Annotated in this window: 16 protein-coding genes; 4 read left to right on the top strand and 12 right to left on the bottom strand. The window is 31.0% G+C overall.

The window, feature by feature from the left end:
* Positions 1-9 precede the first annotated feature (9 nt).
* The 10 genes from CKA54_RS01940 to rpmH are packed head-to-tail and all read right to left on the bottom strand — an operon-like array spanning position 10 to position 10,640.
* Positions 10-1,602: a methyl-accepting chemotaxis protein gene (locus CKA54_RS01940; RefSeq protein ID WP_120759522.1), complete on the bottom strand. Its 1,593-nt coding sequence runs from the start codon at positions 1,600-1,602 to the stop codon at positions 10-12.
* Between the two features lie 15 nt (positions 1,603-1,617).
* Complete coding sequence (purH, locus tag CKA54_RS01935; RefSeq protein ID WP_120759520.1) at positions 1,618-3,150, bottom strand: bifunctional phosphoribosylaminoimidazolecarboxamide formyltransferase/IMP cyclohydrolase; 1,533 nt, start codon at positions 3,148-3,150, stop codon at positions 1,618-1,620.
* On the bottom strand, positions 3,151-3,918 hold the full coding sequence (locus CKA54_RS01930) for a DnaJ domain-containing protein (protein WP_120759518.1): 768 nt from the start codon (positions 3,916-3,918) through the stop codon (positions 3,151-3,153). It abuts the gene before it with no gap.
* A gap of 2 nt (positions 3,919-3,920) precedes the next feature.
* Positions 3,921-6,098: a phosphoribosylformylglycinamidine synthase subunit PurL gene (gene purL / locus CKA54_RS01925; protein ID WP_120759516.1), complete on the bottom strand. Its 2,178-nt coding sequence runs from the start codon at positions 6,096-6,098 to the stop codon at positions 3,921-3,923.
* A gap of 12 nt (positions 6,099-6,110) precedes the next feature.
* Positions 6,111-7,439: a tRNA uridine-5-carboxymethylaminomethyl(34) synthesis GTPase MnmE gene (gene mnmE, locus CKA54_RS01920; RefSeq protein ID WP_120759514.1), complete on the bottom strand. Its 1,329-nt coding sequence runs from the start codon at positions 7,437-7,439 to the stop codon at positions 6,111-6,113.
* Positions 7,436-8,284 carry a Jag N-terminal domain-containing protein gene (locus CKA54_RS01915; protein WP_120759512.1) on the bottom strand — a complete coding sequence of 283 codons (849 nt, stop codon included), beginning with the start codon at positions 8,282-8,284 and terminating at the stop codon, positions 7,436-7,438. Before CKA54_RS01915 ends, mnmE begins: the two co-directional genes overlap by 4 nt.
* Positions 8,268-9,848: a membrane protein insertase YidC gene (yidC, locus tag CKA54_RS01910; protein ID WP_120759511.1), complete on the bottom strand. Its 1,581-nt coding sequence runs from the start codon at positions 9,846-9,848 to the stop codon at positions 8,268-8,270. Before yidC ends, CKA54_RS01915 begins: the two co-directional genes overlap by 17 nt.
* Positions 9,812-10,195: a membrane protein insertion efficiency factor YidD gene (gene yidD, locus CKA54_RS01905; protein ID WP_120759509.1), complete on the bottom strand. Its 384-nt coding sequence runs from the start codon at positions 10,193-10,195 to the stop codon at positions 9,812-9,814. The genes yidC and yidD overlap by 37 nt, the downstream gene beginning before the upstream one ends.
* Positions 10,183-10,509: a ribonuclease P protein component gene (rnpA, locus tag CKA54_RS01900; RefSeq protein WP_172586657.1), complete on the bottom strand. Its 327-nt coding sequence runs from the start codon at positions 10,507-10,509 to the stop codon at positions 10,183-10,185. Before rnpA ends, yidD begins: the two co-directional genes overlap by 13 nt.
* Entirely contained in the window at positions 10,506-10,640 is a 135-nt protein-coding gene (rpmH, locus tag CKA54_RS01895) for a 50S ribosomal protein L34 (protein WP_012661270.1), read from the bottom strand. The genes rnpA and rpmH overlap by 4 nt, the downstream gene beginning before the upstream one ends.
* A 142-nt stretch (positions 10,641-10,782) precedes the next feature.
* Here rpmH and CKA54_RS01890 point away from each other — a divergent pair, with 142 nt between their 5' ends.
* From CKA54_RS01890 to CKA54_RS01880, 3 genes are read left to right on the top strand one after another with little or no spacing between them, the layout of a single operon-like run.
* A complete protein-coding gene (locus CKA54_RS01890; RefSeq protein WP_120759505.1) occupies positions 10,783-11,253 on the top strand; it encodes a GNAT family N-acetyltransferase in 471 nt (156 codons plus the stop codon).
* Positions 11,253-11,864, top strand: a complete 612-nt coding sequence (locus tag CKA54_RS01885; RefSeq protein ID WP_120759503.1) for a uracil-DNA glycosylase family protein — start codon at positions 11,253-11,255, stop codon at positions 11,862-11,864. The genes CKA54_RS01890 and CKA54_RS01885 overlap by 1 nt, the downstream gene beginning before the upstream one ends.
* Complete coding sequence (locus CKA54_RS01880; RefSeq protein ID WP_120759501.1) at positions 11,861-13,078, top strand: hypothetical protein; 1,218 nt, start codon at positions 11,861-11,863, stop codon at positions 13,076-13,078. Before CKA54_RS01885 ends, CKA54_RS01880 begins: the two co-directional genes overlap by 4 nt.
* On the opposite strand, the gene CKA54_RS01875 is transcribed toward CKA54_RS01880, so the two are convergent.
* Positions 13,056-13,436, bottom strand: coding sequence for a YbgC/FadM family acyl-CoA thioesterase (locus CKA54_RS01875; protein ID WP_120759499.1), 381 nt, complete (start codon positions 13,434-13,436; stop codon positions 13,056-13,058). The two genes, CKA54_RS01880 and CKA54_RS01875, sit on opposite strands and share 23 nt — an antisense overlap.
* A gap of 10 nt (positions 13,437-13,446) precedes the next feature.
* A complete protein-coding gene (locus CKA54_RS01870; RefSeq protein ID WP_120759497.1) occupies positions 13,447-15,132 on the bottom strand; it encodes a pentapeptide repeat-containing protein in 1,686 nt (561 codons plus the stop codon).
* Positions 15,133-15,263: 131 nt separating this feature from the next.
* Between CKA54_RS01870 and CKA54_RS01865 the strand changes: the two genes are divergently transcribed.
* A complete protein-coding gene (locus CKA54_RS01865; RefSeq protein WP_120759496.1) occupies positions 15,264-15,914 on the top strand; it encodes a thiol:disulfide interchange protein DsbA/DsbL in 651 nt (216 codons plus the stop codon).
* Positions 15,915-15,921 lie beyond the last annotated feature (7 nt).

The raw sequence follows: 15,921 nt of genomic DNA, 5'->3' as shown, positions 1-15,921 counted from the left end.
TCCTTTATTTTATACATTGAAATGTTTTAATTCATCTTCTAAATTTTGACAGACTACATTTAACTCATGTGCAACATCAAGTAAAATTTTTGAAATTTCTTCGTTTTTATCACTGAGTTTGACGGTTTCTTGCATTTTATCTAGTAAAGATTGCAAAGTCTCTTGTGTACTTGAAATTTTTTGCATACACGCATTAGCTAAATCTCTTGCATTCTCATTGCAAACTTTTACTTCATTGGTTCCTTCTACTAGATCTTTTGCATCTTGATTTAGTGAATTAATTTCTTTTGCATTGTGTTTTAATTCTTTAGAAACTTCATTGATGCTATCTACTAGTTGCTTGGTTACTATAGCAATATTTTTCAAAAATTCTTCCGAGTTTTGAGCAAGATTTCGCACATCTTCAGCAATTACTGAAAATCCGCGCCCAAACTCTCCTGCACGTGCTGCTTCTATCCCTGCATTTAGAGATAAAAGATTAGTTTTATCAGCAATTTCTCCCATCATTTCAGAGGCTTTTTTGATTTCCTCTGCTTGCTTTTCCATGATTTCTACTTTTTGAGATAAAACATCTTCATTTTCTGCAACAACTCTCACTTTATCCACTACCTGACCTAGCGAATCAAGCATAGCATTTAATACTTCGAATGATTTTGTATTTGCTTTGTTTGCATTATTTGAAAGCACAGCTAGATCTTGTAATTCTGTGTGAATTTGTTCACTTAGTTGGTAAGATTCATCTGTTTTAGTGTGACCTTCTTTGGTTCTATTAGCCAGATCAAGTGCATTGGCATTTAGAAGTTTTGATTGCTTGTCTACCATTTGAGAGCTTTCATTGGTAGAAATAACGGTATTTTGAATTTTTTCGATAAATTGATTAATATAAACACAAGCTTTGCCTATTTCATCATTGCTTTTTACGCTAATTCTTGCACGTAAATCCCCATCTCCACTAGCTAATTCTTTAGCATGTTTTAAAAGATCTAAGACAGGATTTCCTACAACAATTTTTAAAATATAAAGCACGGCAAATACAGTAAAAAGTAAAGCAACGCTAAAGATTACAATATAAGTTCTTGCAGAGTCTGCTAGATCATCATCAATATGTTTTAAGTCATTGTACATATCCATTACGCCCAATACATCGCCTTTTTGAGCATTGGCATGGCATGCAAGACAGGTTTCATTGGCGATTAATGGACGTATTAATCTTAAATAATGCCCTTGTTCATTGTTGATTTCGACCGCTCTAACTTGAGGTTTACTAAATTGTTCGTTGATGAGTCTATCATCGCTTTTTGTAAATTTTTGCATTTCAAAAAGCTCAATGGTGCTTTGTGAGGGATAAATTTTAATATCTTTAATACCTTCAATCTCTCCAGCTTCTTTAATAGCTTGTTCTATGATAGCAGGATCGCCTAGGTTCATCGCCATTCTTAATGTTTGAAAAACAGAAGCACTTAGAGTATCTAAATTAGCGCGACTGATTCTATCGGTTGTTTGCTGAGAGTCGTTTTGCAAAATAATTTGCATAATAATAAAACTAATAAGCAATGTGGAAATCATTGCTAAAGATATCTTTGCACCGATGCTTTTAAACATTTTAATCTCCCTTTTTTAATGTAAAAAGTGTCTTACACCGCTAAAATATAATGCAATGCCATATTCATTAGCTGCTTGGATAATATCCTCATCTCTTATGCTTCCACCTGGCTCGATAATGGCTTTTACCCCGATTTTGCTGGCCTCATCAATGCTATCTCTAAAAGGAAAAAATGCTTCACTTGCTAAAACACAACCTTGTAAATCAAGCCCCATTTCTTTTGCCTTGCTAATAGCTGCTTTAGCCGCATCAATACGACTTGTCATACCCATGCCAATAGCTACCATAGCGCCATTTTTTACATATACTACATTGTTTGACTTGGTGAATGCGGCAATTTTCATAGCTATTTCAAGGTCTTTTAATTCTTCTTCGCTCGCTTTTCTTTCGCTTTTTAAAACCGCATTTTTTAGCTCATCTTCTTTAACTTCGTCACTATCTTGATATACGAAGCCACCATCAATATGCTTGAAGTCGTATTTGTCGTAAGCTCTAGTTAAAAATGGTGCTTTTTGTGTGAAAATTTTAATACGTTTTTTATCTTTAAATACTTCCAATGCTTCATCATCTACATTTGCAGCAATGATTACTTCGATATAAATTTCATTAATTTTTTGTGCTAATTCTTTATCTAAGGTTCCATTGATCGCAACAACTCCGCCATAAGCACTTAAAGTGTCACATTTTAATGCGTGGATGTAACTTTGAAGTAGATTTTCTTTTATAGCAAAACCACAGGCATTGGCGTGTTTTACAATCGCCACTGCAGGGGCTTTATCAAAAGCGCTTGCTAAGTTTAAAGCCGCATTGATATCGGTTAGGTTGTTAAAACTTGCTTCGCCTTTTAAGGTTGTAAAATTATGTGTGAAAAAGTCATCAAATTCATACAAAGCACCTTTTTGATGAGGATTTTCTCCGTATTTTGTATCAAAAACTTTCTGTCCTACGATAAATTTACTTGCCCCAAAGCCACCATTGAAGCGCTCATTCATGTAGTTTGCTATATATGCATCATAATTTGCAGTATGCTCGTATGCTTTGATCATTAAAGATCTTCTAAAATCAAGATCTAAGGTATTTTCTTTTAAAGCTTGAATGATTTTGTCATAATCTAAAATATCACAAACAACAATGACATTTTTAAAGTTTTTTGCACCACTACGTATCATTGCTGGGCCGCCAATGTCAATATTTTCAACAATCTCATCAAAATCTTGTGTCATAATGGTTGTTTTTTTAAAAGGATATAAATTTACGCACAGCAAATCAATACTTTCGATGTGATGTTCTTTGGCTTGTTTTTGATGATTTTCATCTTCTCTTTTATATAAAATTCCACCATGAATTTTTGGATGTAAGGTTTTTACACGCCCTTCAAACATTTCTGGGCTTTGAGTAAAATCACTTACTTCTTGCACTTGTAGGTTGTTTTCTTTTAAAAGTTTATATGTACCACCAGTAGATAAAAGTTCAAAACCTAGCTTTGCAAGTTCGCTTGCAAATTCTACAACACCTTCTTTATCGCTTACACTAATGAGTGCTTTCATTTAGTTTTTCCTTTCTATGTATTGTTTTAAAAATTCATAAGATTCGTTAACTTCTTGAAATTTTTTTACACCTTCTTTTATTTTAGCTTCATCGCTGTGATTAGCGTTTAAAATATCAGGATGGTATTTTTTAGCAAGTTCTCTATAACGTTTTTTCAGTTCTTGTAATGTTATATTTTCATTTACTCCTAAAATTTTACATGCTTTTTGTAAACTCATGTTTGAATTTTGATTTTTCATGGAATTTAAAAGCTTATCAAGTAAATTTGCATCTAGTCCAAAAGCTCGTATGATAGACATTAAAACTTCTTTTTTTGCATGATTGACTTCTCCATCTATTAAAGCCATTGCAACTAAAACATTAAAAATATTAATTCGTTCTTGCTGTGGTAAAGGCACTTCTTTGATAAGTTCTTTGGCTACTTCATAAGTATCATTTAAAGTGTTTTTGTGTTCATTGAAGCACTGTTTTAAAAATTCTCTTTCTTTTGAATCTTTGGCATTATAATCAAGAATTTGTGAAATCATATTGGCTTCGTTTTCACTTACCCTGCCATCGCTTTTTGCGATTTTTGCTAAAAGTGCTATAACATAGTAGTTTAGTCTTCTTTTAAAACCATCAATTCTTTCTTCATGGTAGCCTTGTTTAAAGCCTTGAGAAAAGCTTTTGGCTCCTTTTTTAAAAGAGCCCAAAAGATCATCTTTTCCCCATGTTTTATAATACCAATAAAATGCCAAAATTGCTAATATTAATAAAACAAAAAGCATTTTTATCCTAAATATTCATTAAATTTATCAAAATAAATTGCTTGTAGTTTTGCTAAAGATATCTTAATTTCATCTAAAATGAAATCTTTTTCATTTAAATTTCCAAGTTTTGTAAATTTAATTCCCATTTTATTTACAAATTTAATAAATTTTTCTTCATCTTTAACACCTACTATAACTCTTGTTGGGCTTTCTTCAAAAATAAAACTTTTATCTTCAAAATTAGTTTTTACTTCAATGCCTAAATTTGCCTTTGCGCTCATTTTTGCTAGAGTGATAGCAAGACCACCAATACCTATACTATTTGCACAGTCAAGTAATTTTGCTTCATTGGCTTTTAGTAAGAAATCCCATAGTTTTAATTCCGCGTTAAAATCTATATCTTCAAGTTCTCCTGCAACTTTTTGATCTAAAACTTTAGCAACTAAAGATCCACCAAAAGCACCTTTGCTTTCTCCAAGTAAATAAATAGCTTGTGTATTTTTACTAAAGTATGATTTTAAAACATTTTCTGCGCTTTCATTGACTCCAACACATGCGATGGTTGGACTTGGAAAAATACTCACTCCATCGGTTTCATTATATAGGGAAACATTGCCACTTACCACAGGAGTGTTGAGTTCTTTACAAGCTAGTTTGATACCTTCGCAGCCTTGAGCAAATTGCCACATTACCTCAGGATTTTGTGGATTACCATAATTTAAACAGTCGCTAATTGCTAATGGTCTAGCGCCTGAGCATGCTATTTTTCTACCTGCACTTGCAACAGCTGCTGCTGCACCTATTTTTGGATCAATATAGTTTAATCTTGAGTTGCATTCAATTGCCATAGAAAGTAAGCAATTGTTTTCTTTGATTCGAATGCTGTTTGCTCCTAAAGCTCCATCGCTTTTTAAAGTATTGGTTTGTACGCTTGAATCAAATTGTTCGTAAATATAAGCTTTGTTGCTTACATTTTCATTTGCAAGGAGTTTCTCGAATGCTTCTTGGGTGGAAATATTGAGTTTAAATTGATAGTTTTTTATTTCATCTAAATATGCTGGCTTAGCTACGGGTCTATCAAGCATAGGTGCTTTTTCGCTTAGTGGTTCAATAGGGATTAAACCAACTAACTCATCATGCCAAAATAGTTCCATTTTACCAGTATCGGTAACTTCACCTATAATCGCTGCATCAAGCCCCCATTTATTGAAAATCTCGATTACTTTTTCTTCATAACCTTTTTTAGCGCAAATTAGCATTCTTTCTTGTGATTCGCTTAGCATTAACTCATAAGGAGTCATGCCTTCTTCTCTCATAGGGGTTTTATCAAGATAAAGCTTCATTCCGCTACCACTACGTCCTGCCATTTCAAAAGAACTTGAGGTAAGTCCAGCTGCACCCATATCTTGAATACCTACAATATAATCTGTTTTAAAAAGCTCTAAGCAAGCTTCCATTAGTAGTTTTTCAGCAAATGGATCTCCAATTTGCACAGTTGGTCTTAAGCTTTTGCTAGATTCATTAAAGCTATCACTTGCCATTACAGCTCCACCAAGTCCATCGCGACCGGTTTTTGAGCCTACGTAAATAACAGGATTTCCTATACCTTCAGCTTTTGCATAAAAAATATCTTCAATTTTACAAGTTCCAAGTGCAAAAGCATTTACTAAGATGTTTCCATTGAAACATTCATCAAAAGCACACTCTCCACCTATGGTAGGCACACCCATGCAATTACCATAGTGCGAAATTCCGCTTACAACACCTTTAACTAGGTATTTTTGGTGTTTACCTATTTTTTCATCATGAATGTTACCAAATTTTAAAGAATTCATGCCAGCAACTACTCTTGCGCCCATAGTAAAAACATCACGTAAAATTCCACCTACACCGGTTGCAGCACCTGCAAATGGTTCTATAAAACTTGGGTGATTGTGGCTTTCTACTTTAAATACAGCAGCCATTCCTTTGCCTATATCGATTACTCCAGCATTTTCACCAGGTCCTTGGATAACCCAAGGAGCTTTGGTTGGAAAGCCATTGAGGTATTTTCTGCTTGATTTATACGAACAGTGTTCACTCCACATAGCAGAAATAACTCCAAGCTCCAATAGATTAGGCTCTCTGCCTAGTATGTTTAAAATTTCTTGATATTCCTCATCGCTGATTTTGTGTTGTTTTATAATTTCTTTATCCATTTTCCCTCCTTGTTATTTACCTAAACAAAAATTACTAAACATTGCATCTAAAATTTCATCTCTTTCAAAATCTTTTGTAAATTGGGCTATCTCTCCTATGGCTAAATTTAATTCAAAGGCAAAAAGCTCTAATGAGCTTTCTTTTAATAAATCTCTTGCGCGTAAAATGGCTTCGCTAGCATTTTTGCAAGCATTGAGTATTAAGGTATTGCTAATTAGCATTCCATCGCCATCAAGGGTGTTAAGGTATTCGCTTAAATTTTCTTTGATAGCTTGGGTATTTTCTTGTGCGCAAATGCGTATACAAGAGTTGCTTATTTCGTGTTGAAATCTAGTGGTTAAATCGCTTTTGTTTAAGACATAAAGAATTTTTTTGTTGCAATTTTCTAAAGCTTGTAAAATACGCGCATCTTCTTCATCAAATTCTCTAGAACCGTCAAAAACAGCTATGATAATATCTGCTTCTTTAATGCTTTCATAACTTAAATGAACCCCGATTTTTTCTATTTCATCATCTGCATTTCTTATACCTGCTGTATCAATGATCTTAATTAAGTGTGAACCTATTTTTAAATTTTCTTCGATACGATCCCTTGTTGTGCCTGCGACATTAGATACAATGGCTCTATCAAATGCTAAAAGTGAGTTTAGTAGTGAGCTTTTTCCTGCATTTGGTTTGCCGATAATTGCAACTTTAAAGCCTTCTATCAAGCCTTTTTTACTTAAAGAAATATCTACGATGTCACGCAAAAGTTTTGAATTTTTTTCACACATAGTGATGATTTGATCAAGTAGATCTTGCGGTAGATCATCATCTGCATAGTCTATACTAGTTTCTACAAAAGCAAGTGTTTGAACAAGATCAATTCGAATGGTATTTAAAAATTTACTTAAATCACCTTTAATGTTTTTAGCAATAATATTTGCAGCACTTGTTGATTTTGACATAATAGCATCTTGTATGCTTAAGGCTTTTAGAAGATCCATTTTACCATTAAGACAAGCCCGTTTACTAAATTCTCCAGGGTTGGCAAGGCGTGCACCTGCTAAAATAAGTTCATCGAGTAAAATTTCACTCAAAGAAAAGCCTCCATGGAGTTGAAATTCTACTATATCTTCTCCTGTGAAAGAAAAAGGTGCTTTGAAATAAATCACTAAAGCTTCATCTAAAAAATCGTTGTTGTTTTTGTATAATTTGCATAAGTGTGCATAGCGAGGTTTTAGTTCTTTTTTGCGAGTAATTTTTAGTGCAAGCTCTAAAGCTTTAACTCCACTTACTCTAATAATACTTATAGAGCCCACTCCATGGGCTGTAGCAATAGCAGCTATAGTATCATTCATTCATTTTTCTTCAAAAAATCATTTACAACGATGTATCTTTGATCATCGTTTTGCTTGATGGCGACGTATTTATCTGGAAAGCGTTCTCTTAGTTTTTCTAAGGCAAGTTTTAGCCAAATTCCATCTAATGGTTTTGTTTGAACTCTTCCTGTGCTTTCTACTTTTTCTATAAGAATTTTTAGATAACTTTCAATAGCTTGGGTTTGATTTTCTAAAAATTGTGCGATTTCTAATCTAGGTTGAATTTTATATTTAGCATTAAGCCAATTATAAAGCAAATACGAAAAAGCCTTGTATCTATGTGCTTCTTTTCCTATAAGCAAGGCTGCATCTTCGCCATCAAGTTTGATTAAAACACAATTTTCATCCCAAACACTCACTTGTATAACCTTAATATCAAAATCAAAAGTCGCAAGTAGTTTTTCTAATGAATAATGAATTTCATCAATATAAGAAGCGATATTGATCTCTTCTGGAGATTCTTTGTGGAATGAATCAAAAATTGCATCATTTTTGACTTTATAGTGTTCTCTTGATGTGTTGTTTTCTAGAGGTTTTTGAAATGAATGATTTTCTTTGTATTCTTTTTTTGGTTCGTATTTTTCATAGTTTTTTGTGGTGTGTTTATTTAATTTTTCATTTTGATATTTTTTTACTTTTTCATAATGAGGTTTTTGAGGTTTTTTATGTCCTTTAATGCAAATGATAGCATTTTTTCTAAACAAACCCAAAAAACCTGTTTTTGCATGTTGAATGACTTCGTATTCTAAGTCAACCACAGAGCACTCAAGTTGCTTTGAGGCTTCTATGAGTGCAGTTTGTAAGTCTTTAGCTTCTATGTTCATGTTTAGCTACTTCCTCTTTTTTGTGATTTTTGAAAAGTTTATTAACAATCACTTGTTGGATAAGTGAGCATATATTGTTAACGCACCAATATAGGGTTAAACCTGCCGGGAAGGTCAAGAAAAAGAATGTGAAAATCAAAGGTAAGAATTTCATGATTTTTTCTTGCATAGGATCTTGTATGGCCATTGGTGTGATAAGTTGTTGGATAAACATAGTTAGGCCCATAAATATAGGTAAGATAAACCAAGGATCCATTACAGATAAGTCTGTGATCCAAAATGCCCAAGGTGCAGCTTTGAGTTCTATTGCATTGAGTAAAACTCTATAGATTGCAAAGAAGATAGGAATTTGAATGAGTATAGGCAAACAACCACTCATAGGATTTGCACCGTGTTTTTTATAAAGCTCCATCATATGAAGATTCATTTTTTGAGGATCGCCTTTATAGCGTTCTCTAATCTCTTTCATTTTAGGTGCTAAGTCTTTAAGTTTGTTCATAGAAATCATTGATTTATAAGTAAGCGGGAAAAGGATAATACGCACAATTAATGTCATAACAACAATAGCCCAACCCCAGTTGCCTAAGTATCCATGTAAGAAATTTAAAAACTCAAACATCGGTTTAGCGATAAAAGTAAACCAGCCATATTCTACTACATCATCTAAGTCAGCGTGAATAGATCTTAAAATTTCATGCTCTTTTGATCCTAAATAACCACTTGCTTTGAAGATATTATTAGCGCTAGCAAAAACGATGGAATTTTCATGACTATCTTTTGTAACTACCGCATTAAGTGGATTTTCAAAGTTGTAAAAGAAAGCACTGTAGTAGCGATCTGAAGCAGCCATAAGAGTGACATTTGAAAAGCTTTCATCATGTTCTACATCACCATCTTCTAGCATAGTGATTTTATCATCTTTATCTAAGATCAAAACTCCATGTACTGTGTAGCTATCAACTGCTATATTAGGACGATAACCTGGAGTGATAAAGTAAGCTGCATCTTTACTTAAACTAACTTCTAGGTCATAATTACCGTATGGATAGAATGTGATTTTTTTGGTCACAACAAGATCGTTTAGATTTTGCGTAAGAATTAGTGTGGTGTTATCATCATTTACCTCAAGGGTTTTTTGACTTGCAGTGTATGTTGTGTTAAATGCTTCTTGGTTGATTTTTGCATCGCTAAATCTTAATTCTAATGGCATAGGCGATAAAGAAGTATCTACTAAGTTGATGCTTTTGCCATTTTCATCCTTGTATTTTGCATCGCTTAAATAAAATTTAGCAATTCTACCTAAAGAGTCAATATGTGCTTCAAAATGTTCACTTTTAACAACTGCTATTTCTTCTTTTTGGTTAACACTTAGTTCAGTTTTTGGAGCCTGAGTGTTGGTATTTGCAGTGGCTTGTGGAGCTGAATTGTTTTGTTCTATTTGAGTGATGTTTTGCTCAACTTGTGGAGCTTTTGGGATAAAAAAATAATCATAAACTACAAAAAATAAGAATGATAAAACAACGGCAATTAGTATGCGTTTTTGCTGGGATAAATTTTCTGACACGGATTGTCCTTTGGAAATATAATCTTAATTAAAAAAAATTGATTATCGTTGCAAGGGATATAAAGATAGTTGAGTTGTTTTAAAGCATTAAAACTAGGTTTAAAACATATACCTGAGTTTAGATTATTCTTGCGTATTTTAGGATAATCAATACCACCTCTAAAAAACGGATTGCATTTTAAAATTCTTAAAAAAACAGCAACAAATGCTTTAAGAATATTATTTTTTTTAAATTGCCATAAAGCGTATTCGGAGCAACTTGGATAATATCTACAGCATTGTGGCTTAAAAGGGCTGATAAAGAGTTGATAAAATCTGATAAGTTTTAGACAAGCTATTTTATGCATCCTATTTTTTTCAAACCCCATTTCAAGTTTTTTTCTAATTTTAAAAAAGGAATTTCAGTAATACTTGATTTAGCTACAAGTATGTATTTTCCGTTTTCAACTTGATTTTTAACCTGAAAAAAAGCTGATCTTAAGAGCCTTTTGACTCTATTTCTTATGACAGCTTTTCCAACTTTTTTACTAGCAACGACAGCAAATTTTTTTTCATCACTTAAGGTGTAAAAGATGATCACGCCTTCGCAGTGCCATTTTTTACCTTCTTTGTAAATTGCTGCAAATTCTCCTAAGTCTTTAATACTTAGAAAGTCTTTTATACCGCTAATCTTTTTCTACCTTTAGCACGTCTAGCGTTGATCACTTTGCGACCATTTTTGCTTTTCATACGTACACGAAAACCGTGAGTTCTTTTTTTAGGAGTTTTATGTGGTTGGTATGTTCTTTTCATATTTTTTCCTTAACTTAAAATAAAAAACAAAATAATAAGCGTGTATGTTAACAAATTCTTACTTAAATCTGCTTTTAATTAAGAGTTATTTTAAAAGTTTTTGCTAAATTTTGATTTTACTTTTGAAATCTAAAGGAAAAATATGGGGTTTGAAATTTGCGAAAGCAAAAAAGAAGACTTAGAGATTATTTTGGGTTTGATTAAAGAACTTGCTATCCATGAAGATATGCTTGATGATGTTAAATGTAGCACTAAAGAGCTTGAAGAGTCTTTTTTTACACATCAGTATGCAAAGGCATTGAGTTTAAAAGAAGATGGTGTGATTGTAGGTTATGCTATGTATTATTATACTTTTTCATCTTTTTGGGGTTTAGGTGGGTTATATTTAGAAGATATTTACATACAGCCACAATATAGAAAAAAAGGTTATGCAAAAGCAGTTTTTAAGTACTTAGCACAAATTTGTAAAGAAAAAAATCTCAAGCGTTTAGAATGGGTTTGCTTAAATGATAATGATTTGGGTATAGAATTTTACACTAAACTTCAAGCAAGACATATGAATGAATGGAGAACTTATCGTTTAGAAGGTGAAAATTTAGAAGCGTTGGTGTGATGAATAAGCGTAGTTTGCACTATTTAAAAGCTTTTGGCTTTGAATATTTTAATGAACAAAGAAAAATTAGACATTTGAATTTAAGCTTTAGTGAGTTAAATGAGAGGGTTAAAAACTGCAGACTTTGTCATTTTTCTAAGTTAAGAAAATACACTTTAATGGAAAAAGAAGTCAAAAATGCTAAAATTTTAATTTATCAAGCATTTATAGATAAAGAAGAAAATGAAAGTGGAAAGTTTTTTGCTTCTAAAAATAAGCAAGAGCTTTTAAAGCTTTGTAAAGAGCTTTTAAATTTAACTGAAAATGAAATATATTTTTCATATATGTTTAAATGTTTTAGTAATTTTAAATTTGATGAGCAGGCTATGAGGCTTTGTTTGCCGTATTTTTACAATGAATTAGATTTTGTAAAAACAAAGATGATTTTATGTCTTGGTAAAGAAGCATTTTTTGGTTTAGGCTTTAAGGATTTTCAAAGGTATAAAGGACAGTGTTTGCATTTTAATCACTGTTTGCTTATGCCAAGTTATGATTTGAATTTTTTAAGCAAAAATCCTAGCTTTTATGCTGAATTTTTAGAAGATATTAAAAAAATAAAAGGTTATTTATGAAAAAAAGTTTAGTTTGTATGATGGTGAGTTTTGTTTTGGTTTTAAACATCTTTGCTAAAGAACAAAAACCATCGCCCATAGAACCAAGTGATGCTTTTTATCCTAACTTAGAGTTTCAAAACTGTGACAATGAGTGTTTGTTTACTTTGTTAGAAACAGGACTTTATTTTAATTTTTTAGCAAGATTTAGTAGTGATAATGCAAATGAACTTTTAGTTAACATCTATACTAAGCTTTTAAATTCCATTGTAGATTTTGAAAAAAGAATTCAAAAAAATGCGAGTATAAAACTAGCTATTATTATACCTGAGCAAACGATTAAAAGTTATTCTAACACCATCATCAATTCAAGCATAGCATATTTACTAAGACAAAGAGCGCAGATAAAAGTAAAGGTGTTTTTGATAGGCACTGAAGATGAAAGTAAAATAAGCAAAGCGCTTAAACAAGCAGAAAATGAGAAATTTAACTATATCATTGCAGGTTTTACAGAAAAAGGTGTTAAAAAATTACTCAAGGAAAAACTTGAAACTAATGTTAAAGTTTTTATTCCTACTGCGCATAAAAGAAATTTTGATACACAAAATGAAAATGTGTATTTTGGGAGTATAGATTATCAAAAACAAATTCAAAAACTTTTAGAGTACTCCAATGGCAAAAACATCATTTTTTCAGATGGAACAGCCTTGGCTAATCGCTTAGATGAAAATGTTTTAAATGCAGGTAATGGTAGTGAGAAAATTTATACCATTAATAGTTCTAAGTTTGATTTTAGAAGTATTTTAAATCAAAATAGAAGTTTTCAAGATTCTAGTATCATTTTAAATACTTCGTTGATTAAAACAGCTTTGATAAGCTCACAAATAAGAACTTATGATATAGAACCTTTTGTGTTATTATCGACTCAGATTAATTATAATCCTATCTTGCTAAGTTTAACGCAAATTAACGATAGAAAAAAACTTTTACTAGCAAATTCCATTTCTAATGAGGATCAAACTTTAAGCTATCTTAACGAGCTTTTTTCGCAAAATATCAACTATAATTGGATAGCGTATGCAACTAGCGTGGGGCTTGATTATTTTTATACACAATACTTAGACAAAGACTCTCAAAGAATTTTCGATGAGAGTTTAAATGATAATCAATTTGACTATAAGGTTAAAATCATTCGCTCGCAAGGCTTAGGTTTTACTCCTTTGCAAGATCAGTAAAAACTCTAGCTATAGCCTCATCTATAGGGGCTACTTTTTCATTTTTTAAAAAAGCTAGGGTAAAATCAGCCTCAAAAAGCTTGGTGTTTTCTTTGTAAATTTCTTGTTTTATGCAAACCGAAGCTTTTTTAAGTTTTGTGATATATGTTTTTACTTCTATAAGATCCCCAAGTTTAGCGGGTTTTAAAAAGTTACAATTTGCTTTAGTAAGTAGGAAATGTCCTGTGTTTTTGTCAAAAATTTTTGCGTTTTTTTGAAAAAAAATCTCACTTCTTGCTCTTTCGCAAAATTTTAAGTAGTTGCTATGGTATACCACTCCACCCGCATCGGTATCTTCATAATAAATTCGCATTTGCATTTAAACTCCTTTAATTTGGTATGATAGTGTTTTTTCTTGCTGTTTTTTGCAAGGAAAAGATGATTAAACCTGCTATTAGTGTATAGAGTGTGATTAAAAGATTTTCAAAAGCATTATAGTTGTTATCTCCGATGAGATTTGCTATACCAAAGATTAGTTTTGGTTGATTTATAATACAACAAAGAATAACAGCAAATGAAAAAAATATTCTAAAAACATTCCAAAGCATAAAAATAAGTATATATGTGTAAAAAATAAAAATAAAGCCATTATAGTTTTCAAATTTATATATAAAATTTATATTTATATATTTTATTATGCTATTGTTATTATATTCATTTATAAAGTGCTGAAAATTTAAACCATATTTTGACAAAAAATATAGACATAAAAAAACCGTTATGGTTGTAGCTAGCCATTTTGCATTTAAAACTAAATCTGTATGATGATCGCAAAGTTTGCGATAAAAGAAAAGTTGCCATTGCTCGATAATATCTTTTAAATTTTTATTTTCTTTGTGTGTTAGTTCCAATTCTCTAGCATAAAGTTCTTGCGCTCTAAGCTCTGAAGCATCGATTAGATTGTGATGAGCTATGCGGTTGCTTTTTAATTTTCTAAATAAATCTCTTAAATTTAAAAATTCATCATAATGATTTTTTTCTATTTCTTCTTCTAATTCTTCATGGTTGTATTGTATGTAATCATGCTCTATGTTAAACTGATTAGAAAAAGTACAATTTATGAATTTTGGTTTGTTATCTAAAGTGCCATTGTCAAAAACTACGATATTGTTAAATATTACATTTTTAAAATTTAAATACTCTATATGTATGTTTTCAAAATTGACAATGCTTTTAAAAGTAATATCTTGAAAATGGTATATTTGTTTTGTTGTATCATTGGTATTAGTTGTATTACGTTTTTTACTGGAAATAAATTTAACATTATTAAATTCTACTCCACTAAATTTGATTGTATTTTTAAAAAAAGAAGTGTTTGTAAATCTAGCTTCACCTTCAAAGCGTGCTACATTAAAATCAATCTTAGCTTTAAATTTTGCTCTAGTGAAAGAAGTTTTACCTTTAAAAACCGCTTCTCTAAAATTATTTTCTATGATTTCTTGATTTGTATACTCAGCTAAGAATTTTGTTTGTATAAATCTAGCTTCACCTTCAAAGCGTGCTATATTAAAACTCGCCCTAGCTTTAAATTTTGCTCTAGTGAAAGAAGTTTTACCTTTAAAAACCGCTTCTCTAAAATTATTTTCTATGATTTCTTGATTTGTATACTCAGCTAAGAATTTTGTTTGTATAAATCTAACTTCATTTTCAAATTTTGTTAAATTAAAATCAACTTGACTATTAAAAATCGCAGTTGTAAAGTCAATTCTTTTTTCAAAAACACATTGTTCAAAACTAACTTTTCTATGAAAGCTAAATCCTCTAGCAATGATTTGATTTTTAAAAACACAGTCTGAAAAAAATAATTCTATATTATTATCATTTGCAAAATAAATATAGTCGATTTCGCAGTTTATTATAGCGATTTTATTTATTTTTTCTTGTTTTAGAATGTTTAAATCAATTTCACTAATGTTAGAGTTGCGAATAGTTATTGTATTTACATTTATTTTTACATTTATATCTTTGATGTTTTCCTGTGCTAATATACCATAAGATTCTAGAATCTTTTGCATTTATTTTGCCTTGTTTTGTGTATCTAATAAAATATAAATTTTATCTAAAATGCTATAAGAAAAGCATAAAACATTCTTGATTTTATATCTTATGTTAAAATTGTATTTTAAATCATTAAAAAAGGAAAATCATGCAAGTGTTGCAAAAAATGTTTAAATTGTTAGCTATTGTAGCTTTTGTTTTTAGTGTAAATGCCAATGCGTTAAGTGAGGGTAAAGAGTATATCACCTTAAAAACACCCATCCCAAATGCACAAAATTCACTGATAGAAATTTTTTCTTATCGTTGTATTCATTGTTATAACCATCATCAATTTCACACTTTAGCAAAGGTTAAAGAGGCTTTGCCAAATTTAAAATATGATCTTTTTTCGGTAAGTTCTATGTTAGAGTATGGCGGGGCTTTAAATGAAATGTTTGCGTTAGCTTCGTTTAAGCAAAAGGCATTGGGGCTAGATGTAACTAGTGAAAAAAGTCTTACTTATAAGCTTGCTGATGTGTATTTTGTAAGTCATTTTGAACAAAAGTTAAATTTGAATAATCTTGATTTGTTTTACAAAATAGGTTTAAATGCTATCGGTGCTAGCAAAGAAGAGTTGCAAAAATTTTTACAAACTAAGGAAGCTAAAGAGCTTTTAGCTGCTTATGATGTAGCTAATGAAATTTCAAGAAATTACGGCACACCTGCTTTTGTAGTAAATGGAAAATATCAAATCAACCCTGAGTATATCACTTCTTTAGAAGACTTAATCCGTATAGTTAAGGAACTTTCTGCTAAATAAGTTTTAG

Source organism: Campylobacter sp. P255 (genome assembly GCF_003627915.1).
In the GTDB taxonomy this organism is placed as follows: Bacteria; Campylobacterota; Campylobacteria; order Campylobacterales; family Campylobacteraceae; genus Campylobacter_D.
The sequence above is the reverse complement of the archived record's forward strand: the minus strand, read 5'-3'. Positions and strand labels throughout refer to the sequence as shown.